This window comes from Enterobacter cloacae complex sp. IR5418, assembly GCF_049238105.1.
Taxonomy (GTDB): domain Bacteria; phylum Pseudomonadota; class Gammaproteobacteria; order Enterobacterales; family Enterobacteriaceae; genus Enterobacter; species Enterobacter hormaechei.
Window position 1 is genome coordinate 14,159 of record NZ_JBMKHS010000032.1, and the last position, 25,918, is coordinate 40,076.

Sequence of the window (25,918 nt, forward strand, 5' to 3'; positions counted from 1 at the left end):
AAAACAAATCAATTAAACGCTGTAGTACAGTTCGAACTCAACCGGGTGCGGCGTCATGCGAACGCGGTCGTTTTCTTCGGTACGCAGCGCGATGTAAGCGTCGATAGCTTCATCGGTGAACACGCCGCCAGCGGTCAGGAACTCACGGTCCGCGTCCAGCGCCTGGAGGGCTTCTTCCAGAGAGCCAGCAACCTGTGGGATCTCTTTCGCTTCTTCTGGCGGCAGGTCGTACAGGTTTTTGTCCATGGCTTCGCCTGGGTGGATCTTGTTCTTGATACCGTCCAGACCGGCCATCAGCAGTGCTGCGAAGCACAGGTATGGGTTAGCCGCCGGGTCCGGGAAACGCACTTCGATACGACGTGCTTTCGGAGACGCAACCACCGGGATACGGATAGAAGCAGAACGGTTACGGGCAGAGTATGCCAGCATCACAGGTGCTTCGTAGCCTGGGACCAGACGCTTGTAGGAGTTCGTGGTTGGGTTCGCCAGGGCGTTGATCGCTTTAGCGTGTTTGATAACACCGCCGATGTAGTGCAGCGCCTGCTCAGACAGACCCGCATACTTGTCGCCAGAGAACAGGTTGGTGCCGTTCTTGGACAGGGACATGTGGCAGTGCATACCGGAACCGTTGTCGCCAAACATTGGTTTTGGCATGAAGGTCGCGGTTTTACCGAAACGGTGCGCAACGTTGTGCACAACGTATTTGTAGATCTGAATCTCATCCGCTTTTTTGGTCATGGTGTTAAAGCGGGTAGCGATTTCGTTCTGGCCAGCGGTCGCCACTTCGTGGTGGTGCGCTTCAACAACCAGGCCCATCTCTTCCATGATCAGACACATGGTAGAACGGATGTCCTGTGAAGAATCGACCGGAGGAACCGGGAAGTAACCGCCTTTCACGCCAGGACGGTGACCTTTGTTACCACCTTCGTACTTGGTGGAGGAGTTCCATGCGCCTTCGATGTCATCGATAGCCACGTGGGAGCCAGAAATGGAAGCACCGAAACGGATGTCGTCGAACAGGAAGAACTCTGGCTCTGGCCCGAACAGAACGGTGTCGGCGATACCGGTAGAACGCAGGTACTCTTCAGCGCGTTTTGCGATGGAGCGTGGGTCACGGTCATAGCCTTGCAGCGTACCTGGTTCCAGGATATCGCAGCGGATGATCAGCGTCGGTTCTTCGTAGAACGGGTCAATGAGCGCAGTGGTTGCATCTGGCATCAGAACCATGTCGGATTCGTTAATGCCTTTCCAGCCGCCAATGGAGGAGCCGTCAAACATTTTGCCTTCTTCAAAGAATTCGGCGTTCACCTGATGAGCAGGGATCGTGACGTGCTGTTCTTTACCTTTGGTATCGGTGAAGCGCAGATCAACAAACTTCACTTCATGTTCGTTCAGCATCGTCAAAACGTGTTCAGCGGACATACTTAACTCTCCAGATTGGTCATTGTCGTCGTGGTAACGAGGTCTTCAAATCGGCTGGGCTGCCATATTTTTACTGTATTTCTGTAAAGCGAAATCTGTGCCAACTTTTAAAACACCCCAAAAAGGCGTTATCATGCGCACCATAGTGCAGAAGGGCTGCACCACATTGGATTTGTTGCACCATTATAGTGCTTCAGTGTGAACATTGAGCACCATATTGGTGCAATTTACGTTAAAGTGCCCTTTTACCGCTCCGTGAAAGCGATCACAAAGCATCTCTGCAATACTTGTTTGCGGGGGATGTTTGTGATCCTGTTTTGTAGTGCGATTAATCCGTGTACAATAACGCGCTATTTCTAAATGCCTGAGGCAAAGTTGTGATCGAAAAATTGCGTAATATCGCCATCATCGCGCACGTCGACCATGGTAAAACTACCCTGGTTGATAAGCTGCTACAGCAGTCCGGTACGTTTGATGCTCGTGCCGAAACTCAAGAGCGTGTGATGGACTCCAACGATTTGGAGAAAGAACGTGGGATTACCATCCTCGCCAAAAACACCGCTATCAAATGGAATGACTACCGTATCAACATCGTTGATACCCCAGGGCACGCCGACTTCGGTGGTGAAGTTGAGCGCGTGATGTCCATGGTGGATTCCGTGCTGCTGGTGGTTGACGCATTTGATGGCCCTATGCCGCAAACGCGCTTCGTGACCAAAAAAGCATTTGCCCATGGCCTGAAACCTATCGTTGTGATCAACAAGGTTGACCGTCCTGGCGCGCGTCCTGACTGGGTTGTTGACCAGGTCTTCGACCTGTTCGTTAACCTCGACGCGACCGACGAACAGCTGGACTTCCCTATCGTTTATGCGTCTGCGCTGAACGGTATCGCCGGTCTGGATCACGAAGACATGGCGGAAGACATGACTCCGCTGTACCAGACGATTGTTGACCGCGTTCCTGCGCCAAACGTTGACCTGGAAGGCACCCTGCAAATGCAGATCTCCCAGCTCGACTACAACAACTACGTTGGCGTAATCGGCATTGGCCGTATCAAGCGCGGTAAAGTGAAGCCTAACCAGCAGGTCACTATCATCGATAGCGAAGGCAAAACCCGTAACGGTAAAGTCGGTAAAGTGCTGACTCACCTGGGTCTTGAGCGTATCGAGAGCGACATCGCTGAAGCGGGCGACATCATCGCCATCACCGGTCTGGGTGAACTGAACATCTCCGACACCATCTGCGATCCGCAGAACGTCGAAGCGCTGCCAGCCCTGTCCGTTGATGAACCAACCGTATCCATGTTCTTCAACGTCAACACCTCTCCGTTCTGTGGTAAAGAAGGTAAATTCGTTACCTCTCGTCAGATCCTTGACCGCCTGAACAAAGAGCTGGTGCACAACGTTGCGCTGCGCGTTGAAGAAACCGAAGACGCTGATGCATTCCGCGTTTCCGGTCGTGGTGAGCTGCACCTGTCTGTTCTGATTGAAAACATGCGTCGTGAAGGTTTCGAGATGGCGGTTTCCCGTCCGAAAGTTATCTTCCGCGAAATCGATGGCCGTAAACAAGAGCCGTTCGAAAACGTCACGCTGGACGTTGAAGAGCAGCACCAGGGTTCTGTGATGCAGGCGCTGGGTGAGCGTAAAGGCGATCTGAAAAACATGAATCCAGATGGCAAAGGCCGCGTACGTCTCGACTACGTGATCCCAAGCCGTGGTCTGATCGGCTTCCGTTCTGAGTTCATGACCATGACCTCCGGTACGGGTCTGCTGTACTCCACCTTCAGCCACTACGACGACGTGCGTCCGGGCGAAGTGGGCCAGCGTAACAACGGCGTGCTGATCTCCAACGGTCAGGGTAAAGCGGTTGCGTTTGCGCTGTTCGGTTTGCAGGATCGCGGTAAGCTGTTCCTGGGTCACGGTGCTGAAGTTTACGAAGGCCAGATCATCGGTATTCACAGCCGTTCTAACGACCTGACCGTAAACTGCCTGACCGGTAAGAAACTGACCAACATGCGTGCGTCCGGTACTGACGAAGCAACGGTTCTGGTTCCACCGATCAAGATGACGCTGGAGCAGGCTCTGGAGTTCATCGATGATGACGAACTGGTCGAAGTGACGCCACAGTCAATTCGTATCCGTAAACGTCACCTGACCGAGAACGATCGTAAACGTGCTATGCGCGGTGCGAAAGAAGAGTAATTCGGTTATGCCATAGGCCGGGTAAGCGCATGCGCCACCCGGCAACGAAAAAGCCGCTGAGCGATCAGCGGCTTTTTTATTAGAACGAATACCGCAACCCTAAACGGATCCGGTACTGCTCGCGGTTGTAATCATTCCATCGGTCCAGCCACTGGAGTTCGAGATACGGCAGCCAGTTTCTGTCGATCTTATAGCTGAATTTATTGGTAATTTCCCAGTGATGGTCTTTGCCATTTTTGCTGTGGTAATCATTCACCCGCTGGAAAAAGTGCGGCTCGAAGGTGTAAAAAAACGCATCCGTCACTTTGAAATTCCAGTAGTTAGCAAACTCATGCGTGTCGTTCTTATCCATCTGCCCGTTATAGTCCGGCGTATCGTAATTGTTATGGTTATAGCGATAGCGGAACGTCAGATTAAACCAGTCCGTAAATTTGTAATTGGTATCTAAATAAACCGCACCACCTGATCCTGCGCTGCTGTCGTTAATTAACCCGCCGGGCTGGAAGGTCAGTTTGTCGGTCGGTTTGAAGAGCGGATACCACCCCTCGATTTCGTTATAGCTGTGCTTAAGTTCGTCCCATTTACCCACGTTATAAGCGTTGGTGAACATCAGTCCCGCGCCCATATCGAAGTTATAGCCCGCACGCAGGATCACCTCGTGCAGCTCAGAGGCCGTATTGTAGGCTTCACGCGTTTCGACATACGCCCCGGCAAATACCGGGCAGGACACAGACGACACGATCAGTACGGTGATGATTCTTTTCATAATTTGTCCATGTATCAGGTACAGAAAGGCCTCCCTCCTGATAAACAGGAAGGACATAGTGGCCGGATTTATTGTTATAAAGTGACTGCTGACGCTTTATTGTTGGTGGTTATCTCAGGGGTATTCGCGGTCTGTTTTTTCCGTTTTGCAATCTCCTCAATAATAAAGGCGAAGCGCGCTTCGTTGAGTTTATAAAACAGCCCCATGGTCACGGCGGCCACGATCGCCAGGCCGCACGGCCAGAGGAAAATCAGCTGACGCAACCCAAGCAGCGTGCCCGCGCTCTGCACCGCATGAGGAACGTAGCCAATCTGGGTCAGCATGATGCCGGGCAGAAAACCGGCCAGCGCCGCGGAAATTTTGCGTGAGAAGGTATACCCGGTATACACCGACCCTTCGGCGCGGATGCCGGTTTTCCACTCGCCGTAATCGACGGTATCCGGCACCAGCGCCCAGTTCAGGCTGTTCACAAACGCCGTGCCGAAAAAGGCCATGCAGGAAAAGAGCACGAACAGCAGGGAACTGGTCCCCCAGAAGAAGTTCAGCACGTCGCCCACCGCCCACAGCGTCAGCCCGCCCAGATAGACCGGCTTCTTGCCAAAGCGCTTCACCGCGCCAGGCACCAGAAACACGCCAATCAGAATGCAGCCCATGCTGAAAAAGCCCATCCACGACAGCAGATGCAGATCGTTCAGCACGTACTGGGTGTAATAGACCTGAATCGCCAGCTTGATGTTAAACGCGGCGAGGGTACACAGGTTGGCGATGCACAGCACCAGCAGCGGCGGATTGCGGAAAATCGCGCAGAATGATTTCAGAATGCCGGGCTTATGGTGATCGGGCGTAAGCTCGACGTAGCGCTCTTTCACCCCGCTGTAGCACCACCACATGCAGAACAAGCCACCGGTGACGAACACCAGCGCGGCCACCAGATAGCCGAGTGAGGGCTGGCTGACGAACAGCGCCTGAATCGGCATAAAGCCGACGGTGCAGAGCAACAGCCCTACCGTTGCGCCACCCTGACGCCACGCCGCAAGCTGCGCGCGCTCGTTCGGGTTTTTGGTGATGGCGGGAACCATCGCACCGTAGGCGCAGTTCATCAGGCTATAGCAGAGGCCAAACATCATGAAGAGCACGGTGGCGAGAGCCGTTTTCACCGTCAGGCTAAAGTCGTTGGCCATAAACTGCGCCGTCGCGACCAGCGCCACCGGCACGGAGGCATACAGAATGAATGGCCGGAATTTTCCCCGGGCACCGATATTACGCCGGGAGTCCAGCAGCACGCCGGTCAGCATGTCGGTAAACGCGGTAAAAAACTTCGCCACCAGGAAAATAATGCCGCCATAGAACGCTGGCATGCCCAGTTCATCGGTGTAAAACTTCAGCAGATACAGGGTGCCAATACACAGCATCAGATTCGAGCCAAAATCGCCCATCCCGTAGGCGCACTTCTCACGCAGGCTCAGTTTCAGGGTTAACGGATCACTGTTATGTGTCATGGTCGATCCTCAGAGCGCCCCGCAGGGCGCTCTATCTCGTCATTTATGCCGTACGTTTGCGCAGTTCAATTTCTTCCACGATGCGCACATACATCTTCTCGTTGAGGTTGTAGAAGCAGCCCATCGCCACGATGGTGATGACTGCCAGCAGGCTCGGGTAGATAAATATCAGCTGCCGCAGCCCTTCAACCGTGCCAGCGGATTGCACCACATTGGGCACATAGCCGATCTGCGTGAGCATGATCCCCGGGAAGAAGCCCGCCAGCGCCTGGGATACCTTACGGAAGAAGGTAAAGCCGGTATAAACCGTTCCCTCGGAGCGCACGCCGGTGCGCCACTCGCCGTACTCCACGGTATCGGAGACCAGCGCCCAGTTCAGGCTGTTCACGAACGCGGAGCCGAAGAACGCCAGGCAGGAGAACGCCACAAAGCTCACCGAGCCGCCGCCGAAGAAGTAGTTGAGCAGATCGCCCGCCACCCAAATCGTCAGCCCGCTGATGTAGACCTTTTTCTTGCCGAAGCGTCGCACCGCGCCGGGCATCATAAAGACGCCGATAAAAATACAGCCCATGCTGAAGAAGCCCATGTAGGACAGCAGGATCGGGTCGTTCAGCACGTATTGCGTGTAATAAACCTGGATGGCGAGTTTGACGTTAAAGGCACCCAGCGTGCACAGGTTCGCGATGCACAGGATAAACAGCGGACGGTTCCCGGCGATGGCGCGAAACGACTGCAACAGCCCCGGTTTCTGCGCCGGGTTAGCGGGCTGCGTCTCGACGTAACGCTCGGTCACGCCCTTATAGCACCACCACATAAAGAACAGGCCGAACAGCGAGAAGAGGGTGGCGGCAAAGATGTAGCCAAGCTGGTCATTGCCCTCAATGAGATTCATCACCGGAACAAAGCCCACGGTACAGAGCAGCAGGCCCAGCGTGGCGCCGCCCTGACGCCAGGCGGCCAGCGACGCGCGCTCGTCCGGGTTTTTGGTAATAGCGGGCACCATCGCGCCGTAGGAGCAGTTCATCATGCTGAAGAACAGACCGTACAGCATGAACAGCACCGTCGCCATTACCGTTTTACCGGTTATCTCAAACGGTGTGCCGACGAAGTTTGCAATCGCCAGTAAGGTCACCGGAAACGCCGCATACAGCACGAACGGGCGGAATTTCCCTTTCGGGCCGATTTTGCGCCGGGAGTCGAGCATGATCCCGGTGCCCATGTCGGTGAAGGCGGTAAAGAACTTCGCAATCAGGAAGATGATCCCGCCATAAGTGCCTGGCAGCCCCAGCACGTCGGTGTAGAACTTCAGCAGGTACAGCGTGCCGATATCCAGCAGGATGTTAGAGCCGAGGTCGCCCATCCCGTAGGCGAGTTTTTCTTTAAACGGCAGGCGCAGGGTTGCCGGATCAGAAGTATGTTGACTCATTATTGTTCTCCGTCTGCCCGCAGGTTTCCCTGCGGGCGAGCCTTATCAGATATGACGTAAGGTGCTAAACAGATCTGCCCATTCGCTGTGCTGGCGATAGAACACCGGCGGCTTGCCGATCGGGGCATCAACGGTCACGTCACCGCCCTGGCAGATTTCCCCCGTCCACGCATTGACCCAGCTGTCCTGTGGCAGATAGAGCGTCCAGTCGCGGCGTCCCTCTTCATGAACCGGCGCCACCAGCAGATCGCGGCCAAACAGATACTGATATTTCAGCGTGTATGCGCGCGCATCGTCTTCGTAGTGCAGGAACAGCGGGCGCATCACCGGCAGGCCGCTTTTCGCGTTCTGCGCGACGGCGGCTTTGATATACGGCTTCAGGGTGGTGAAGACGGTGGTCATGCGCGCGAAGTGCGCGATGGTTTCCGCGTCGCCGTCGAACTGCCAGTTGTCGCCAGGACGGTTGCCCTCGTGGGTGCGCATCATCGGCGTAAAGGCGCTGAAATCGCACCAGCGCAGGAGCAGCTCTTTGCTGCGCTTCATCTCGAAGAGGGTGGTATAGCCGCCGATGTCGCTGTGGTGCAGGCCGTGCCCGGTCATCGCCAGCGACAGCGCTGCGGGCACTACGGACGCCAGACCGTCGTCCAGGCTCCAGTCAACGTTCTGATCCCCCGCCCACATCATCACCGAGTGCTTCTGGCTGCCGGTGTAGCCCGCGCGCATGAAGAACAGGATCTCCCCGAGCTTGCCGGTCTCTTCCAGCGCTTCGTAGTTACACTTCGCCCACAGGGCAGGCCAGGCGTTATGCATGATCTCCGCGCTCACGCCGTTATGCAGGAAAGTATCGGTCGGCAGATATTCTCCGAAATCGGCCATCCAGCCACCGCAGCCCAGTTCGATCAGGTTCTTTTTAATGACCTCTTTGTACCAGCCGTAGGCTTTCGGGTTGGTCAGGTCGATAACGCCCGCGTAAAACTCACCGAACTCAACGTGGTAGTCCTCGCCGTCGGCATTTTTGGTCAGATAGCCGCGCTTCGATGCCTCTTCGCAGAGATCTTTATCGCTGGCGACGTACGGGTTGATGTAAGAGAGGAACTGCACGCCCTCCTGCTTCCACTGCCCGATCCGCTCGTCAAGCTGCGGATACAGTTCGCTGTTCCATTTCCAGTTCCACATCACGCGTTTGCCGAAGGAGGTCATGCGGATACCGGACCAGTCCTGCGCCCAGATGCCGTTCACCTTCACGCCGCCCTGACGCATAGCGTCGAGCTTCTGCTGACACACGTCGGTGCCGCCCTGAATACCCAGCGTCACGCCGTCGTAAACCCAGTCCGGCAGTTCAGGCTGACGCCCCAGCAGGCCGGTGAGTTTTTCCAGCAGATCGACGTAGGTTTCCGCACATTCGAAGCGCAGCGTGGCGTTATCTTCCCAGAACGCCAGCTCGTGGAAGTCCGGCGCGCTGAAGTCGAAGTTCATGTAGCAGCTGTTGTCCACGTGGCAGTAGTACTTCTGGGTGCTCACAAAGGTAGGCTGCGGGAAAAAGGTCCAGTAGTAATCGCCGCCTGCGTTCTCTTTGCAGTCGGCCTGCCAGGTCACGTAGGTCTGCTTATTGCGGCCCACGCCCTGCTCGCTGGTCCACAGCGGGAACGGCTTGCCGCGCAGATCGAAGTACGAGAACTGCTCGCCGCAGCCGTAAATATGATCGTCAGGCTGAGCCGCCAGCCGCAGCCAGATGCGGTTATGGCTGGTGGCGTCATTTTTCAGCTTCAGCTCAAGGCGGCCTTCACCATCCACGCCCACCAGCAGCGTTGCGCTCACCGCATCGCCGCGGGTAAAGCGGATCGCCCAGCCCGCGCTTTGCTGCGTGACGGTCGCGTCCGTCAGAGCAATTTTTTCGTTGAGCTTGTCTTTGATGCTGAAGTTGCCGCGAAACATCTCGATATCCGCCTCACCAGCGCCGATCCACAGGCAGGGGGCATCCGCGGAGTGGGATAAAATCAGGCGGTTTTCCCAGCTGAGGGTGAAACCATTTTCATTATTTTTCAGATTTATATTGTGTAGGGTACGCATAAAAACTCCGTCTTTATTATTTGGCCAGGCTATCCAGTAATCCGGCGGCTACGGCAGGCGCTAAGCCCGGCGCCAGCGGCAGGCGGGGGATCACCAGGCAGTGCAGCAGGTGGTAAATATCCTGCTTGCCGTCCCAGACTTTGGTGGTCACTTCGTTATTGGTGTCCAGCTCCTGCCACCATGAACCGTTTTCGTAGTCCATCAGGTACTTGATGCAGTAATCCCACCATTTCTGATACCAGGCTTCGTACTGGGCCTCGCCGGTTACGGTATAAAGCGCATAAGCCGTACCCATCGCCTCGACGATTGGCCAGCGCACGCGTTCGCGCACGATAGGCTTGCCGTCCCAGCCTACGGAGTAGACAAAACCATCGGCCCCGTCAGGTGCCCAGGCGTCGCGGATGGTGGCGTGGAACAGGCCTTTCGCATCTTCCAGCAGCCACTCCGGCGGGGTTTCAAAGCGGGCTTCCAGCGCGGCGCGCAGGTGCAGCATCAGGCGGCCCCACTCGATCCAGTGCCCCGGCGTACCGCCGTAGGCGCGGAAACGGTGAGCAGGATTATCGATGTTGTAATCGCGGATCGGGTTCCAGCTGGTGTCGAAATGCTCGTTAACGCGGTACTCCCCTTTGCGCGCCACGTCGTGAATAATCACCGAGGCGATGCGCAGGGCGCGGTCGAGCCATTTCCGGTCGTGGGTCACGTCATACACGATCAGGAAAGCTTCCACGGCGTGCATGTTGGCGTTACCGCCGCGGTAATCTTCCGTTTTGCTGAAGGCTTCATCCCAGGACTCCAGGCACATCTGCTCATGTTCGCTCCAGAAGTAGCGCTCAATCACTTCGATGGCGTCGTCCAGCAGCTTGCGCGCCTCGGGGTGGCCGGTGGTGACGGCGCTCGCCGCGCCCAGCAGCACGAAGAAATGCTGATAGCCCTGCTTGGACGCATCCACCACGCCTTCATCGTTTACGCAGGCGTACCAGCCGCCGTGCTGTTTGTCGCAATGGTCCGTTCAGGGCATTGATGCCGTGCTCAACCAGGGCATACGCGCTGGGACGTCCCATGTTCGCCGCCACCGCGTAGACGTGCAGCATGCGGGCAGTGATCCACAGATGGGTACCCATATCGCTGCGCACCTGCCCGTTATTGCCCAGCCAGCCAAAGCCGGTCGGGACAGCGGCGTTTTTGCCGAAATCAAGAATGCGGTCAGTCTCTTGTTCGAGCCAGCGGTTGTGGCTCAGGGTGTTAAACCATTTCATGTTCGGGTCCTTTCTTAACGGCGAGCCATCATTTCGTCGACGATCTCACCCAGACGCTGAAGTTTGGGTACAGAAATATCGCGTAGCATCAGTTCGGTATCCGGCAGGCCAATCACCGATGACCAGACGGCGCGACCGGCTAAAAAGCCCGACGCCCCCGCCTGCATCGCCACGCTTACGGCACGCGGGAATAACTTATCGTCCACGCCGGAGGAGAGGATCACCCACGGCATGGCGATGTTCTCGTTCAGCTTCTGCGAGGCCGCCAGCAGTTCCTGCTGCGTGTCCTTACCAAACAGCGGCATCTCCACTTTGTAGAGGTCAGCACCGCTGTCGCCCAGCTCTTTGGCCGCGTCGATAATCGCCTGTTCGCGGTCAAATGCGGCGCCGCGACGCGGCGGACGCACCACCGGTTCGATAATGCTCAGCAGTCCGTTGTCGTGGCACAGGGTGTTGAACGCCTTCACCATCTCAAGCCGCTGCTGCGGATCTTCATCGCTGCGCCACAGCACCAGCAGCTTCAGCGCCTTGCCGCCATCGCGTTTGACCGCCTGCGCGTCAATGTTCTTGTCGATTGCCACGCTGTCGACCGGAATGCCGTTCCCCGGGATAAACTCGTCGGCGGCCACAATCATCGCGCAGCTTTTGGCTACGGCCTGCTGCTCGACAATCTGGCGATAGCAGAACTGCTGGTCGACGAGGATCGCCGAGGCGTACGGCGACAGAATTTTTGCCGCGTTAACCTTAAAATCCGTCAGGTGCTGGTCGGTTACCGGCACCGGCGCGCCTGCGGCAGCAAACATCAGGCGCATTGCTTCACGCTGATCCACAGCCAGCATCGCAAAACCGCCGGAAGGTCGGGTGATATCTTTCAGGGTGTACATCGTCATTCCTCAGTCCTTTCGTATCAGTGTGATTTTTTCAGCCCGGCAGATGCGCGAACCTGTTCAAGAATGGCCGTCCAGTCTTCGCGCCCGCGCCCGGCGGCGCGTGCCTGGTTGTAAACTTCGCGGGACGCCGCGCCCAGCGGCATCGGAACGTGGAGCTGGTTGGCCACGTCGAGGGCGATCCCCAGATCTTTATGCGCAAGGTCGATCATGAAGGCGGGAGAAAGATCCCCTTTCAGTACCTTGTTCGGCCATGAGGTGGTGAAATGGCCTTTACCCGCTGGCGTACCGCTCATGACCTTAAGCGCGACATCGAAGGAGAGGCCGAGTGCTTCACACAGCACCGCCGCCTCGGCGGATAGCGCGTTCAGGGCGATGCTCATGTAGTTATTGATAAGCTTCACGCGGATGCCCATCCCCGGCCCGCCAGCGTTAATCAGTTCATTGCCCATCGCCATTAATACAGGGGTGGCGCGCTCAACCTGCGGTGCCGTACCGCCTGCCAGCAGGAGCAGCGTACCGGCGATGGCATGGTCAGAGGTGCGTCCGACGGGCACGTCCATCAGGCTGAAGCCACGCTCAGCCATGTCGCGGATCAGCGCGTCGGTTTGCAGCGGGTGAATGGTGGACATATCAATCACCAGCGCGTCGCGGGATAACCCTTCGCACACGCCGTGCTCGCCGAACAGCACGCTGCGCACCAGGTCGCCGTTTGGCAGCATGGTGATCACGAATTCGGCATCCGTTGCTGCCTGCGCTGGCGTAGCCGCCGCCCGGGCGCCGCTCTCTACCAGCGCCTGAACCGCCTGCGGGTTCACATCAAAAACGTTAAGCTGATGGCCCTGTTTCAACAGATTCTTCGCCATTGGCGCGCCCATCTGTCCTAAGCCGATAAATGCGATTGCTGACATGCCTCTCTCCTGTCACATCGTGTCAATTTTTGCGCGTTTGTGGTGTCTGTTTTTGATCGTATTTGTAATTTATAGTCAAAAAATTGACACGGGTCACTTTTTAAACATTTGGTGAAATTAAAATGAAGGCATCAGAAATCGCAGAAGGAGTCACCATGACTCGCATCGTTTGTGTCGGCATTACCGTGCTGGATCGCATCTGGTATCTCGATGATTTACCGAAAGAAGGTGGGAAATATGTCGCAAAAGACTATACGGAAGTGGGCGGTGGCCCGGCGGCAACGGCGGCGGTGGCAGCCGCGAAACTGGGCGCGGAAGTGGATTTTATTGGCCGGGTGGGGGACGACGATACCGGCAGACGGCTGCTCGCGGAGCTGGAATCCCTGGGGGTGAATACCCGCTACACGCGCGTCTTTAAAGGTTCCCGCTCTTCGCAATCGGCGGTGCTGGTGGACGCAGGCGGTGAGCGAGTGATAGCCAACTACCCCAGCCCCGATCTGCCGTTGGCGGCGGACTGGCTGCATGACATCGACTTCTCTCAGTGGGATATCGTGTTAGCCGACGTGCGCTGGCATGACGGCGCAAAACAGGCATTTACCCTCGCCCGTCAGCAGGGCGTACCGACCTTACTGGATGCGGATGTCACCCCGCAGGACATCGCGGAGCTGATCGCCTTAAGCGACCACGCGGCCTTCTCCGCGCCGGGGCTGCGGCGTTTAACGCAGCGGGATGAAACCGAAGATGCGCTGAAGAAAGCACAAACGCTCACAAATGGACATGTGTATGTCACTCAGGGGCGAGACGGCTGTTTCTGGCTGGAGAAAGGTGCATTGCGCCATCAACCCGGCTTTGACGTGGACGTGGTGGATACCACCGGGGCGGGCGACGTATTCCACGGTGCGCTGGCGGTCAGCCTGGGTCAGCAATTGCCCGCCGCCGACGCGGTGCGTTTTGCCAGCGCCGTCGCAGCGCTGAAATGTACAAAGCCCGGCGGGCGCGCGGGTATACCCGACTGTGATCAAACCCGCTCTTTTTTGTCACTTTTTGTATAAAATGCGGGGCGTGATGGTTTTCAGAGGACAGCCCATGAGCCTTACCGAACTGACCGGCAACCCGCGTCACGATCAGCTGCTGACGCTGATTGCCGATCGCGGCTATATGAACATTGATGAACTGGCGCAACTGCTGGATGTGTCGACGCAAACCGTGCGCCGGGATATCCGCAAGCTCAGCGAGCAGGGGCTGATCACGCGTCATCACGGCGGTGCGGGCAGGGCATCCAGCGTGGTCAATACGGCGTTCGAGCAGCGCGAAGTCTCGCTGACCGAAGAGAAACGGGCGATTGCCGAAGCGATTGCGGACTATATTCCCGACGGCTCGACTATTTTCATCACCATCGGGACGACCGTGGAGCACGTCGCGCGGGCGCTGCTCAACCATAATCATCTGCGCATCATCACCAACAGCCTGCGGGTGGCGCATATTCTGTATAAGAATCCGCGCTTTGAAGTGATGGTGCCGGGCGGCACGCTGCGCCCGCACAACGGCGGCATTATCGGCCCGGCGGCGACGGCGTTTGTGTCTGGCTTCCGGGCGGACTACCTCGTGACCAGCGTCGGGGCGATTGAACACGACGGCGCGATGATGGAATTTGATTTTAACGAAGCCAGCGTGGTGAAAACCATGATGGCCCACTCCCGCCATATTTTACTGGCAGCCGATCATACGAAATACCACGCCTCCGCGGCGGTTGAAATTGGCAACGTGGCGCAGGCAACAGCGCTGTTCACCGATGAGCTGCCCGGCTCGGCGCTGCAAAATCACCTCAAATCCAGCAAGGTTGAGGTTGTCGAAGTCAATTCCGGAGAAGAGCAGCAGGCTGGCTGATCGTCTTATGGCCCGATATTGCAATACGGGCCTTTCCTTTCTGTAAGCTGAATCTGACGCATAGCTAAAGTTTCTCTTTCCCGCTACAGTTACTTTTCCACGGCGAAAGGAGATAAACATGCTTTATATCTTTGACTTAGGAAATGTAATCGTCGATATCGATTTTAACCGGGTGCTGGGCGCATGGAGCGATTTTAGCCGTGTTCCGCTGGCGACGTTAAAGCAGAATTTCGCGATGGGCGAGACTTTCCATTTGCACGAGCGCGGTGAGATCAGCGACGAAGCGTTCGCAGAGCGTTTCTGTCAGGAAATGGGCCTCTCGTTAAGCTACGAGCAATTTTCCCACGGCTGGCAGGCGATATTTGTCGCGATCCGCCCGGAAGTGATCGACATCATGCACAAGTTGCGCGCGCAGGGGCATCGCGTCGTCGTGCTGTCAAATACGAACCGCCTGCATACCACCTTCTGGCCGGATGAATACCCGGAAATCCACGCGGCGGCAGATAAAGTGTATCTCTCCCAGGAGATGGGGATGCGTAAACCTGAGGCGCGCATCTATCAGGCGGTATTGCAGGAAGAAGGATTCACGGCGGCGGATGCGGTCTTTTTTGACGATAACGCCGATAATATAGAGGGAGCTAACCAGTTGGGCATCACTTCCATTCTGGTGACCGGAAAAGAGACGATACCGAACTACTTCGCGAAGCAGTTATGCTAAAAACCGTTCATCAAAAAGCCAATCACCACACGCGCCCGCTCAGGGCGTGGCTGAAACTCCTCTGGCACCGTATTGATGAGGACAACATGACCACGCTGGCGGGCAATCTCGCTTACGTGTCGTTGCTCTCGCTGGTTCCGCTGGTGGCGGTGATTTTTGCGCTTTTTTCGGCGTTTCCGATGTTTGCCGATGTGAGCATGCAGCTTCGCCATTTTGTTTTCGCGAACTTTATTCCTGCCACCGGCGATGTGATCCAGAACTACATTGAGCAGTTTGTCGCCAACTCCAGCAAGATGACGGCGGTGGGGGCGTGCGGACTTATTGTTACCGCGCTGCTGCTGATGTACTCCATCGACAGTGCGCTCAACACTATCTGGCGGAGCAAAAAAGTCCGGCCAAAGGTTTACTCCTTTGCCGTCTACTGGATGATTTTAACCCTTGGCCCATTGCTGGCGGGGGCAAGCCTGGCGATCAGTTCCTACCTTCTTTCGCTGCGCTGGGCGACCGACTTAAACAGCGTGATCGATAACGTGCTGCGTATCTTCCCGCTGATTTTATCGTGGCTTTCGTTCTGGCTGCTCTATAGCGTGGTACCAACCACGCGCGTACCCAACCGGGATGCCGTGGTGGGTGCGCTGGTCGCGGCGTTGCTCTTTGAGCTGGGCAAGAAAGGATTCGCGCTTTATATCACCATGTTTCCCTCTTATCAGCTGATTTACGGCGTGCTGGCGGTGATCCCCATTTTGTTTGTCTGGGTCTACTGGACGTGGTGTATCGTCTTGCTTGGCGCCGAAATAACTGTCACTCTCGGGGTCTACCGGGAACTCAAAAAAGCAGCAGAAGCTGAAAAACAACAAGAAGCAGACCAACCATGATTGCATTGATTCAGCGCGTAACCCGTGCCAGCGTCACCGTGGAGGGAGAGGTGACGGGTGAAATTGGCCCAGGACTTTTGGTGCTATTAGGTGTCGAAAAGGATGACGACGAACAAAAAGCCAATCGCTTGTGTGAGCGCGTACTGGGCTACCGCATTTTCAGTGATGCGGAAGGCAAGATGAACCTCAACGTTCAGCAGGCGGGCGGCAGCGTGCTGGTGGTCTCCCAGTTTACGCTGGCCGCCGATACCGAACGCGGCATGCGGCCGAGTTTTTCAAAAGGCGCGGCACCGGATCGTGCTGAAGCCCTTTACGAGTACTTTGTTGAGCGCTGTCGCCAGCAGGACATGAACACACAAACCGGACGATTCGCTGCGGATATGCAGGTATCGCTGGTGAACGATGGCCCCGTCACATTCTGGCTCCAGGTATGAGCCAACTGGCGGCGTGGCCGCGGGTAACAAGAGAGAGTACAGCTATGTATCACCTTCGAGTACCGCAAACGGAAGAAGAATTAGACGCTTATTACCATTTCCGCTGGGAAATGCTGCGCAAGCCACTGCATCAACCGAAAGGGTCTGAACGCGACGCCTGGGATGCGATGGCGCACCACCAGATGGTGGTTGATGAAGAGGGCAACCTCGTTGCCGTGGGACGCCTGTATATCAATGCCGACAACGAAGCTTCAATCCGCTTTATGGCCGTTCACCCCTCGGTACAGGACAAAGGCCTCGGAACGCTGATGGCAATGACGCTGGAATCCGTCGCCCGTCAGGAAGGGGTCAAGCGCGTCACCTGTAGCGCCCGCGAAGATGCCGTTGAGTTCTTTTCCAAGCTCGGTTTCGTGAATCAGGGGGAAATCACCGCCCCGCAAACCACGCCGATTCGTCACTTTTTGATGATCAAACCCATCGCCACCCTGGACGATATTCTCCATCGCGCCGACTGGTGCGGGCAGCTCCAGCAGGCGTGGTATCAGCACATTCCGCTCAGTGAAAAAATGGGCGTGCGTATTCAGCAGTACACCGGTCAAAAATTCATTACCACCATGCCGGAAACCGGCAACCAGAACCCGCACCATACCCTGTTTGCCGGCAGCCTGTTTTCCCTCGCCACGCTCACCGGCTGGGGACTGATCTGGCTGATGCTGCGCGAGCGTCATCTCGGCGGCACCATTATTCTGGCCGATGCCCATATCCGCTACAGCGCGCCGATCAGCGGCAAGCCGAGCGCGGTGGCGGACCTGGGTGCACTGGGCGGTGACCTTGATCGTCTGGCGCGTGGCCGCAAAGCGCGTGTGCAGATGCAGGTTGAGCTGTTCGGCGATGAAACGCCGGGCGCGGTGTTTGAAGGAACTTACATCGTTCTTCCTGCGAAGCCGTATGGTGCGTATGAAGAAGGGGGGAATGAGGAGGAGTAGTCGCCTTTTCACTCTCGCCCGCCATCGTTTAGCGGTACACTTCACGCCTTGCTCCGTGAGGCGCTGATAAAGCGCCTCGACTTCGTCGCGTAACGGATCATACTCAGCGGTAACAATATGGACCTTCGGCAGACCGCTAAAGTCGTTGCGCCACAGTGGGCTGACTTCAGGATGCTGACGGTCGGCTCCAGCTGTTCTGCATTTTGCCAGACAAGATCTGCCGCTCTCTCTGCATCGTCATGCGCAGCGGGGAACGTATGCTCGGGTGCGAGTTTGTACTGAACCGCAATGACCCGACAGTTACCGTAAAACGCCAGTTAGCGAAGCTGATTATCATGGGTTTCAAACCCACCGCTGACAAAACAACCGCATGATAGTAGAGGGCAGAAGGTAACATTTCAGGGGCATTGAAAGGCGAAAAGACCCGAAAGGTCATATCCTCAAGAACAAGCGTTTCAACCTGGACTCGCGTTTCTGTTTCCCCGGCCAGCGCTGTGCTGGCGACATACCCGCTTCTCCGGTCATCAATACTCTGCTTTCGCGAGGAAGGTCGTCCTGCGGCAATAAACTCCTGTACCAGCTTATCAATACCCTTTTCCAGAGACATGATTACGTCCTTTTACTGTGTTTTTATACAGTTTATAGCCTGGTTTACAGCAGATGAAAACAGAGAAATGTTGAGAGGTGCATATTGTGGAAAGCAGCTCGCAAAATCGATCATTCCCTAAAAAACGTCCTTTCACCCTAAATTGATAAAGAGTATTTTGCCTGAAAATTAATCAAAGATGATATACTAAGGTGATATATGAGCGTTTTGGCGGAACTTGATATGGGCAGAATACTTATCGATTTGTCTGATGACGTGATTCAACGTTTGGATAATCTCAAGCAATTGCGAAATCAGCCACGTGCTGAACTGCTTCGTGAAGCGATAGAGCTGTATCTCGACCAGCAGAGTTCTTCTGTTATCCGAAATGCGCTTGGTCTGTGGGGAGACAGAAAAGAGGACGGGCTTGAGTATGAACGCAAGCTGCGTGAGGAGTGGTAATCATGAAGCACATGGCAGTGTTTGATACCAATATTCTCATTGATCTCTTCAACAACCGTGTTGAAGCTGCGGATGCGATTGAGCATACCGCGTCGCATCGTGCCATCAGCTTAATTACCTGGATGGAAGTGATGGTGGGCGCTCGCAGGCATGGTCATGAAGCGAAAACGGCAGCCGTTATGGGCGCTTTTGAAATTATTGATGTGTCTCGGGATATCGCGGAAAGAAGCGTTTTACTACGTGAGAAGCATGGAATGAAACTGCCTGATGCTATCATCCTGGCCACAGCGCAGAGCAGAAAATGTCCGTTGATTTCTCGCAACACGAAAGATTTTGCGGGTATTGATGAGGTCCTTACGCCTTACCAGGTGTAGGCCGGGCAAGCTCGCGCCGCCCGGCACTGTCACAGGAGATTACTCCCCTTCACCCGGGAACAGGAACGGGTTGATAGAGCTACGGGCAAAGCCCTCCTGCTCCATTTTGGCGTCCAGAATCAGCGAGGCGAGATCGTCGGCCACGGCTTCGACTTTCGGGTCTTTTTCCTGATACAGAATCTTCAGGTAAGTCCCGCAGTCGCCGCAGCTTTCAGCTTTCACCGCCGCATCTTCATTTTCCAGTGACCAGTAGTTCAGATCGCGGGTCTGCTCGCAGTTGCTGCACTTGATGCGCACCACGTGCCACTCGGTTTCACACAGGTTGCAGTGCAGATAGCGCAGCCCCTGCGTGGTGCCAATCTGTACCATGCTGGAGACCGGCATTGAACCACACACCGGGCAGAACTGGCGCGCTTCGCCGTATTCGGCGCGGGCTTTGCCCGGGATCAGGCTCGCCATTTGCGCCCAGTAGAGCGACAGCGCAGCCCAGATGAACGGCGCTTTATCGCTGCTGACCAGCGAGAAGTCGGACGCGAACAGCGCGCTCGCCATCTCTTCCAGCTCCTGATCGGAGGCTTTTTCCAGGTTCTCAATGACCGCCAGCGCCGTGCCGCTCATCTCGGGCTTCAGCTCGGCAATCAGGGAATGCAGCAGCTTATGCCAGTGCTTGTCACGCGGCAGGACGTGAATATCCAGCGGCGGCTTGCCCTGCTCGCTGGCTTCCTTAATGCGTGCGGTCAGGTCCATTTGCAGTGGGTGGTCGTACAGCACCACTTCCTGCGCATGGGCGACCAGCGCGGCAAAACGCAGAAAATCGCCCAGCGGGTTGTTCTCTGCCAGCTCGCGCAGACGCTCTGCGCGGCGGTTGTAGAGGTTCTTGAGTCTGGGGAATAACAACGGCGGAATATACTCCGCCGTGCGTTTCTCGCTCGACCCCAGCTCATCTTGCGGGATTATGCGAATACTCATTCAGATGACTTTTCCTGTTTCTGGCGGACTTCACGGTACCAGCGCGGGTGATGTTTCTTCGCCCACGTACTGGTTACCCATCCTTCCACCATCGCGGTAATGGTGCCTTTCACCCAGAGGGCGGCGTAAATATGCACCATGATAACCACAATTAACGCCACTGCGGCAAATGAATGCAGCATCAGCGCGAATCGGATCACCGGGATTGAGAAAGCAGGCGCAAAGTACGGACGCCAGATGATCACGCCGCTCACCAGCAACAGGACCAGGAAGATAATCGCCGCCCAGAATACGCATTTCTGGCCGAAGTTATAACGCCCGGTGTCACCCACTTCCTCGTTGACGACGATCTTACGAATATTCTTCGCCCAAAAGATATCATCCCGATTGATTAGGTTATGGTGCCAGTAGCGGAAAAACATGATGATAAACGAGGCAAACATCACCACACCCACGAACGGGTGAAGGATGCGCGCCAGCTGCGGCGTGCCCAGTATCTGCATCAGCCAGTTGAAGGACGGGAAGAAGAACCCCAGCCCGCTTATCGCCGCCAGCATGAAGCAGAAGGCGGTGACCCAGTGGTTGATGCGTTCCGGCGCGGTGTAGCGCACGATGGTGTCACGTTTTCTCATTTGCGCACCTCGTCTTTCTCTTCATGCAGGTTGTCGTCTTCCTCTTCCGCGCGGTTCGGACCAACGCCGACGTAGTGGAAGATGCTCGCTGCGAAGGTGGCAGCAAAACCGACCGCTGCCAGCGGTTTCCAGATGCCTTTCCAGAACTTCACGGTGGCGCTGATTTCCGGGTTCTCCGGCAGGCCGTGATACAGGTTCGGCTTGTCGGCGTGGTGCAGCACGTACATCACGTGCGTACCGCCCACCCCGGCCGGATCGTAGAGGCCCGCATTGTCGTAACCACGGGTTTTCAGCTCGCCCACGCGCTCTGCCGCCAGCGTTTTCATATCCTCTTTGGAGCCAAAGTGGATAGCGCCGGTTGGGCAGGTCTTCACGCACGCTGGCTCCTGGCCCACGTTAACGCGGTCAACGCACAGCGTACATTTGTAGACGCGGTTGTCTTCCGGGTTCATGCGCGGCACGTCGAACGGACAGCCCGCGATGCAGTAGCCGCAGCCGATGCACTGCTCGGACTGGAAGTCGACGATGCCGTTGGCATACTGAATGATAGCCCCTTCTGACGGACACGCCTTCAGGCAGCCCGGATCCGCACAGTGCATACAGCCGTCTTTGCGGATAAGCCATTCCAGTTTGTCGTTCTGCTCCACTTCCGAGAAACGCATCACCGTCCAGGACTTGGCGGTCAGGTCCGCCGGGTTGTCGTACACCCCGACGTTGTGACCCACTTCGTCACGGATGTCGTTCCACTCTGAACAGGCCACCTGACAGGCTTTACAGCCGATACAGGTGGTCACGTCGATAAGCTTGGCCACTTCCTGCTGGTGGTCCCGCGCCTGAGGCGCGGGCGTGAAACCGTTAGTCGCGGAACGACGGATAATGTCCTGAGATTGATAAGCCATAAGTCGTCTCCGTTACACCTTTTCCACGTTCACGAGGAAGGCCTTAAACTCCGGCGTTTGCGTGTTCGCATCACCGACGAACGGCGTCAGGGTATTCGCAATGAACCCTTTCTTCGCCACGCCCTCATAACCCCAGTGAATCGGAATACCGATGGTATCCACCTGCTGACCGTGAACGTTCAGCGTGCGAATACGCTTGGTCACCACCGCCTTGGCTTTGATGTAGCCGCGGTTAGAGGAGACCTTCACGGTATCGCCATGGGCGATGCCGAGTTTGTTCGCCAGCTTCTCGCCGATCTCCACAAACTGTTCCGGCTGCGCGATGGCATTCAGCAGCGCGTGCTTGGTCCAGTAGTGGAAGTGCTCGGTCAGACGGTAAGTGGTGCCGACATACGGGAACTTGTCCTTTTTACCCAGCGCGTCAAAATCGCTCTTGAAGATACGGGCTGCCGGGTTAGAGACCACGTTCGGGTGCAGCGGGTTAGTGCCCAGCGGCGTCTCAAACGGCTCATAGTGTTCCGGGAACGGTCCTTCCGCCATCTTATCGATAGCAAACAGACGCCCCATCCCTTCAGGCTGCATGATAAACGGCCCGACGTCGCTGCCTGGTGCGGCAGTGCTGTAGTCCGGAATATCCACGCCGCCCCATTTCGCGCCGTCCCACTTCAGAAGCTGACGCTTCGGATCCCACGGGTTGCCCTGCGGGTCAGCGGATGCGCGGTTATAGAGGATGCGGCGGTTGAGCGGCCATGCCCATGCCCAGCCCAGCGTATTGCCGAGGCCCGACGGATCGGCGTTGTCGCGGTTGGCCATCTGGTTGCCTTTCGGCGTCCAGCTACCGGCAAAGATCCAGCAGCCGCTGGAGGTTGTACCGTCATCGCGCAGGTGCGCGAAGGTGCTGAGCTGATCGCCTTTCTTCGCCAGCACGGTACCGGTCGCCGGGTCGATAACGTCCGCCAGCGCCTTACCGTTGCTCTCCATCGCCACTTCTTCCGGCGACGGATTCTCTGGCGTCGAGTAGTTCCAGGTCATGTTCAGCACAGGCTCAGGCGTTGCACCGCCTTCAGCCGCGTACATTTTACGCAGACGTAAGAAGATACCGGCCAGGATCTCGCCGTCGTTCATGGCGATGCCCGGGGCATCCGCGCCTTTCCAGTGCCACTGCAACCAGCGGCCGGAGTTGACGATAGACCCGTTCTCTTCCGCGAAGCAGGTAGACGGCAGACGGAACACTTCGGTCTGAATCTTCGATGGATCGACATCGTTCGACTCACCGTGGTTCTGCCAGAACGTGGACGTTTCGGTATTGAGCGGATCAATCGTGACCAGGAACTTCAGCTTCGACAGAGACTCGACAACCTTGTTCTTGTTCGGGAACGAGGCCACCGGGTTAAAGCCCTGGCAGATATAGCCGTTAACCTGGCCCTGGTGCATCATTTCGAAGTACTGGAGTACGTCGTAACCTTTGTCCCACTTCGGCAGCCAGTCAAAGCCCCAGCTGTTATCAGCGGTCGCTTTGTCGCCGTAGAAGGCTTTCATCAGCGAGACGAAGAACTTCGGATAGTTGCCCCAGTAGTTCACCTGACCTTCGAGCAGCGGTTTTGGCGTGCTGGCCGTGAGGTAGGTTTGCAGGTCGGTCTGTTTCTCGTTTGGCAGGTTCATGTAACCCGTCAGGCTTTGCGACAGCAGACCAAGGTCGGTCAGACCCTGAATGTTGGAGTGGCCACGCAGGGCGTTCACGCCGCCGCCTGCCATCCCCATGTTGCCGAGCAGCAGCTGAACCATTGCCATGGTGCGGATGTTTTGCGCGCCGATGGAGTGCTGCGTCCAGCCGAGGGCATACAGGAACGAGGCGGTTTTGTCCTTCGCGCTGGTCTCCGCGATCAGCTCGCACACCTTCAGGAAGTCTGCCTTCGGCGTCCCACAGATGTTTTCCACAACGTCCGGCGTATAGCGGGATACGTGCTCTTTCAGCAGGTTCCACACGCAGCGCGGGTGTTGCAGGGTGGTGTCGCGCTTCGCAAAGCCGTTTTCGTCCAGCTCGTAGTTCCAGCTGGTTTTGTCGTACTTGCGTTTTTCGGCGTCGTAACCGCTGAACAGACCATCGTCGAAGCTGTAGTCCTCACGCACGATCAGGCTGGCGTTGGTATAGGCTTCGGTGTATTCGCGGTTGTATTTTTCGTTAGTCATCAGGTACAGCAATACACCTGACAGGAAAGTGATGTCAGTACCTGAACGAATAGGGGTGTAGAAATCCGCCACTGACGCCGTACGCGTAAAGCGGGGATCGATCACAATCAGTTTCGCACCGTTGTGGATTTTGGCTTCCATCGCCCAGCGGAACCCGACCGGGTGCGCTTCAGCGGCGTTACCACCCATCACCACGACAAGGTTGGCGTTTTTGATGTCGACCCAGTGGTTGGTCATCGCACCGCGACCAAATGTTGGAGCAAGACTTGCTACCGTTGGTCCGTGTCAGACACGCGCCTGGTTGTCGACCGCGAGCATACCGAGTGCGCGCGTGAATTTCTGGGTTAAATAGCCGGTTTCGTTACTGGACGCAGACGCACACAGCATGCCGGTGGAGAGCCAGCGGTTGACGGTGGTGCCTTCGGCATTCTTCGCGATAAAGTTGGCATCGCGGTCTTCTTTCATCAGCTTAGCGATGCGATCAAACGCCTCTTCCCAGCTGATTTGCTGCCATTTGTCAGAGCCTGGAGCGCGATACTCAGGAAACTTCAGGCGGCTTTCGGAGTGGATAAAATCTACCAGACCGGCCCCTTTCGGACACAGCGCACCACGGTTGACCGGATGATCCGGATCGCCTTCAATGTGGAAAATGGATGCTTTGGCGTTTTTCGCACCGTCGCCGAGGCTATACATTAACAGCCCACAGCCGACGGAGCAGTACGTACAGGTGTTACGGGTTTCGCGGGTGCGCAGCAGTTTATACTGCCGTGTTTCCGCCAGCGCTACACCGGGCGCAAAGCCCAGTGCCGCCGCCGTGGTGCCTGCCATACCGCCAGCGCAGATCTTAAAGAACTGCCTTCTGCTGACCTGCATGGGTCACTCCTTGGTTCATTACGACATTGCTATGTAGTTTTACTTTGCGGTTGAGAATTAACCGCAAAGGAGAAAAATTTGCGTTAATCCCTCATTTCTCCGAGGGATAAGCCCAGAATACCACAATGTCGGTACGCCTGTTCCAACGGCGTTAAAACAAAGTGAACGTATTATCACGGCATTGATTATAAAATGTGATACTAATCACATTTTTCCCTGCGCATGTTAAAGAGGTGTAGCAGGCGACCGGTTGCACCCCTCCGTATTGAGTAGGAGAATGGTCGCTGAAAAATTGATCCATACTATGCGTAAGGTCTGCCGTTTGTGTTGCAATAGCAGGCTCACTTCCGTGGTTGTTCAGGAATACCGTCGTGTCTAAACAAAACCGTGCTACCCACATGTCGCCACTGCCTGCGGGCATTGTGGAACTGTCGGTACACAGACCGCCTCACATTTCACATGCCACGCCAGATTTTCTGGCGCAAGAAGTTCCCGTTGCCCTGGTTTACAACGGGATTTCGCATGTGGTGATGATGGCCTCGCCAAAAGATCTTGAGCTGTTCGCCATGGGTTTTTCCCTCTCGGAAGGCATCATTGCGCATCCGCAGGAGATCTACGGCATGGACGTGGTTCAGGCCTGTAACGGTCTTGAAGTTCAAATTGAACTCTCGAGTCGTCGCTTTATGGGGCTGAAAGAGCGCCGCCGGGCGCTGGCCGGACGTACCGGCTGCGGCGTGTGCGGCGTTGAACAGCTTAACGATATCGGCAAACCGATTATCCCGCTGCCATTCACCCAGACCTTTAACCTGGCGCATCTTGACCGGGCGCTTGAGCACCTGAACGACGTGCAACCCATCGGCCAGCTCAGCGGCTGCACGCACGCGGCGGCGTGGGTGTCGCCGTCAGGGGATATTGCCGGAGGGCATGAGGACGTGGGCCGCCACGTCGCGCTGGACAAGCTGTTAGGCCGCCGCGCTCGGGAAAGCAACGTCTGGCAGCAGGGCGCGGCGTTAGTCTCCAGCCGCGCCAGCTATGAGATGGTGCAAAAGTCCGCGATGTGCGGTGTGGAGATCTTGTTTGCGGTGTCAGCGGCAACCACGCTGGCGGTGGAGGTGGCGGAGCGCTGCAACCTGACGCTGGTGGGGTTCTGCAAGCCGGGAAGGGCAACAATTTATACCCATCCACAGCGGTTATTGGTTGATCAGTAATTTTGAATGATTATGGCAAATCCTTCCGCTATCAGTTGGCCGGGATGAGGACTAATATTTATCTCATCAAGGCACGGTGCCTTACCAAAACAACTTAACGAAAGGGTTTATATTATGAAAAGCATCAAAACTTTTGTCGCTGTAATCGCTCTGGCTACGTCTTTCGGTTCTTTCGCTGCGCAGACAGTGACCGCATCCTCCTCGACGCTGGATGGTGCTGAAGCTAAAATTGCCGCACAGGCTCAGGAAGCGGGCGCGTCATCCTACAAAATTACCCAGGCATTCACCGGTAACCGCGTACACATGACCGCTGAACTGAACAAATAAGTCAGTTAGCCACTGTCCCCTGCTCTTCGGAGCAGGGACAGGTTGCACTCTTTTCCGACT

The 25,918-nt window shown here is 56.3% G+C and carries 22 protein-coding genes and 2 pseudogenes; 11 read left to right on the forward strand and 13 right to left on the reverse strand.

The window, feature by feature from the left end; translation table 11 throughout:
* Window positions 1–12 precede the first annotated feature (12 nt).
* The gene (glnA, locus tag ACOTX7_RS19530; protein WP_003861925.1) at window positions 13–1,422 is read right to left on the reverse strand and encodes a glutamate--ammonia ligase; all 1,410 of its coding nucleotides are present in this window, start codon (window positions 1,420–1,422) and stop codon (window positions 13–15) included.
* A gap of 377 nt (window positions 1,423–1,799) precedes the next feature.
* On the opposite strand from glnA, the gene typA reads away from it, so the two are divergent.
* Window positions 1,800–3,623, forward strand: a complete 1,824-nt coding sequence (typA, locus tag ACOTX7_RS19535; protein WP_006808726.1) for a ribosome-dependent GTPase TypA — start codon at window positions 1,800–1,802, stop codon at window positions 3,621–3,623.
* A gap of 79 nt (window positions 3,624–3,702) precedes the next feature.
* On the opposite strand, the gene ompL is transcribed toward typA, so the two are convergent.
* The 7 genes and pseudogenes from ompL to yihU all read right to left on the reverse strand — a co-directional run bounded on the left by ompL (window position 3,703) and on the right by yihU (window position 12,438).
* Window positions 3,703–4,389 (reverse strand): porin OmpL, encoded by a 687-nt coding sequence (ompL, locus tag ACOTX7_RS19540; protein ID WP_003861929.1) that lies wholly within the window; start codon window positions 4,387–4,389, stop codon window positions 3,703–3,705.
* Window positions 4,390–4,463: 74 nt separating this feature from the next.
* A complete protein-coding gene (locus ACOTX7_RS19545; RefSeq protein ID WP_214592528.1) occupies window positions 4,464–5,888 on the reverse strand; it encodes an MFS transporter in 1,425 nt (474 codons plus the stop codon).
* 43 nt (window positions 5,889–5,931) lie between these two features.
* Window positions 5,932–7,314, reverse strand: a complete 1,383-nt coding sequence (locus ACOTX7_RS19550) for an MFS transporter (protein ID WP_006808723.1) — start codon at window positions 7,312–7,314, stop codon at window positions 5,932–5,934.
* Window positions 7,315–7,359: 45 nt separating this feature from the next.
* Window positions 7,360–9,384: an alpha-glucosidase gene (locus ACOTX7_RS19555; protein ID WP_221256679.1), complete on the reverse strand. Its 2,025-nt coding sequence runs from the start codon at window positions 9,382–9,384 to the stop codon at window positions 7,360–7,362.
* A gap of 16 nt (window positions 9,385–9,400) precedes the next feature.
* A pseudogene (gene yihS / locus ACOTX7_RS19560) lies at window positions 9,401–10,640 on the reverse strand (sulfoquinovose isomerase).
* A gap of 14 nt (window positions 10,641–10,654) precedes the next feature.
* The gene (gene yihT, locus ACOTX7_RS19565) at window positions 10,655–11,530 is read right to left on the reverse strand and encodes a sulfofructosephosphate aldolase (protein ID WP_221256677.1); all 876 of its coding nucleotides are present in this window, start codon (window positions 11,528–11,530) and stop codon (window positions 10,655–10,657) included.
* 17 nt (window positions 11,531–11,547) lie between these two features.
* Entirely contained in the window at window positions 11,548–12,438 is an 891-nt protein-coding gene (gene yihU / locus ACOTX7_RS19570; RefSeq protein WP_006808719.1) for a sulfolactaldehyde 3-reductase, read from the reverse strand.
* A 155-nt stretch (window positions 12,439–12,593) separates the two neighbouring features.
* Here yihU and ACOTX7_RS19575 point away from each other — a divergent pair, with 155 nt between their 5' ends.
* The 6 genes from ACOTX7_RS19575 (at window position 12,594) to fabY (ending at window position 17,338) form a co-directional block, all read left to right on the forward strand.
* Window positions 12,594–13,490, forward strand: a complete 897-nt coding sequence (locus tag ACOTX7_RS19575; protein ID WP_221813661.1) for a sugar kinase — start codon at window positions 12,594–12,596, stop codon at window positions 13,488–13,490.
* A 34-nt stretch (window positions 13,491–13,524) separates the two neighbouring features.
* Window positions 13,525–14,325, forward strand: a complete 801-nt coding sequence (locus ACOTX7_RS19580; protein ID WP_221256675.1) for a DeoR/GlpR family DNA-binding transcription regulator — start codon at window positions 13,525–13,527, stop codon at window positions 14,323–14,325.
* Window positions 14,326–14,443: 118 nt separating this feature from the next.
* On the forward strand, window positions 14,444–15,043 hold the full coding sequence (gene yihX / locus ACOTX7_RS19585) for a glucose-1-phosphatase (protein WP_214592533.1): 600 nt from the start codon (window positions 14,444–14,446) through the stop codon (window positions 15,041–15,043).
* Entirely contained in the window at window positions 15,037–15,918 is an 882-nt protein-coding gene (locus ACOTX7_RS19590; protein WP_003861949.1) for a virulence factor BrkB family protein, read from the forward strand. The genes yihX and ACOTX7_RS19590 overlap by 7 nt, the downstream gene beginning before the upstream one ends.
* Window positions 15,915–16,352 (forward strand): D-aminoacyl-tRNA deacylase, encoded by a 438-nt coding sequence (gene dtd / locus ACOTX7_RS19595; RefSeq protein ID WP_006808716.1) that lies wholly within the window; start codon window positions 15,915–15,917, stop codon window positions 16,350–16,352. Before ACOTX7_RS19590 ends, dtd begins: the two co-directional genes overlap by 4 nt.
* Window positions 16,353–16,396: 44 nt before the next feature.
* Window positions 16,397–17,338 carry a fatty acid biosynthesis protein FabY gene (fabY, locus tag ACOTX7_RS19600; RefSeq protein WP_032673470.1) on the forward strand — a complete coding sequence of 314 codons (942 nt, stop codon included), beginning with the start codon at window positions 16,397–16,399 and terminating at the stop codon, window positions 17,336–17,338.
* Between the two features lie 21 nt (window positions 17,339–17,359).
* On the opposite strand, the pseudogene ACOTX7_RS19605 reads toward fabY, so the two are convergent.
* Window positions 17,360–17,945: pseudogene (locus tag ACOTX7_RS19605) on the reverse strand (alpha/beta hydrolase fold domain-containing protein); the annotation flags it as partial.
* 198 nt (window positions 17,946–18,143) lie between these two features.
* Here ACOTX7_RS19605 and ACOTX7_RS19610 point away from each other — a divergent pair.
* On the forward strand, window positions 18,144–18,386 hold the full coding sequence (locus ACOTX7_RS19610; RefSeq protein ID WP_015569912.1) for a ribbon-helix-helix domain-containing protein: 243 nt from the start codon (window positions 18,144–18,146) through the stop codon (window positions 18,384–18,386).
* A gap of 2 nt (window positions 18,387–18,388) precedes the next feature.
* The gene (locus ACOTX7_RS19615; RefSeq protein ID WP_080350615.1) at window positions 18,389–18,760 is read left to right on the forward strand and encodes a type II toxin-antitoxin system VapC family toxin; all 372 of its coding nucleotides are present in this window, start codon (window positions 18,389–18,391) and stop codon (window positions 18,758–18,760) included.
* 39 nt (window positions 18,761–18,799) lie between these two features.
* On the opposite strand, the gene fdhE is transcribed toward ACOTX7_RS19615, so the two are convergent.
* Genes fdhE through fdnG form a run of 4 tightly spaced genes read right to left on the reverse strand, consistent with a single transcriptional unit; the run spans window position 18,800 to window position 24,323 of the window.
* On the reverse strand, window positions 18,800–19,729 hold the full coding sequence (gene fdhE / locus ACOTX7_RS19620) for a formate dehydrogenase accessory protein FdhE (RefSeq protein ID WP_006808712.1): 930 nt from the start codon (window positions 19,727–19,729) through the stop codon (window positions 18,800–18,802).
* Entirely contained in the window at window positions 19,726–20,361 is a 636-nt protein-coding gene (fdoI, locus tag ACOTX7_RS19625) for a formate dehydrogenase cytochrome b556 subunit (protein WP_006808711.1), read from the reverse strand. The genes fdhE and fdoI overlap by 4 nt, the downstream gene beginning before the upstream one ends.
* Window positions 20,358–21,260: a formate dehydrogenase subunit beta gene (gene fdxH, locus ACOTX7_RS19630; protein ID WP_003861960.1), complete on the reverse strand. Its 903-nt coding sequence runs from the start codon at window positions 21,258–21,260 to the stop codon at window positions 20,358–20,360. Before fdxH ends, fdoI begins: the two co-directional genes overlap by 4 nt.
* A gap of 12 nt (window positions 21,261–21,272) precedes the next feature.
* Window positions 21,273–24,323 carry a formate dehydrogenase-N subunit alpha gene (gene fdnG, locus ACOTX7_RS19635; protein WP_126546647.1) on the reverse strand — a complete coding sequence of 1,017 codons (3,051 nt, stop codon included), beginning with the start codon at window positions 24,321–24,323 and terminating at the stop codon, window positions 21,273–21,275.
* 371 nt (window positions 24,324–24,694) lie between these two features.
* Between fdnG and fdhD the strand changes: the two genes are divergently transcribed.
* A complete protein-coding gene (gene fdhD / locus ACOTX7_RS19640; RefSeq protein ID WP_006808709.1) occupies window positions 24,695–25,531 on the forward strand; it encodes a formate dehydrogenase accessory sulfurtransferase FdhD in 837 nt (278 codons plus the stop codon).
* 114 nt (window positions 25,532–25,645) lie between these two features.
* Window positions 25,646–25,858, forward strand: coding sequence for a DUF1471 domain-containing protein (locus ACOTX7_RS19645; RefSeq protein WP_047354396.1), 213 nt, complete (start codon window positions 25,646–25,648; stop codon window positions 25,856–25,858).
* Window positions 25,859–25,918 lie beyond the last annotated feature (60 nt).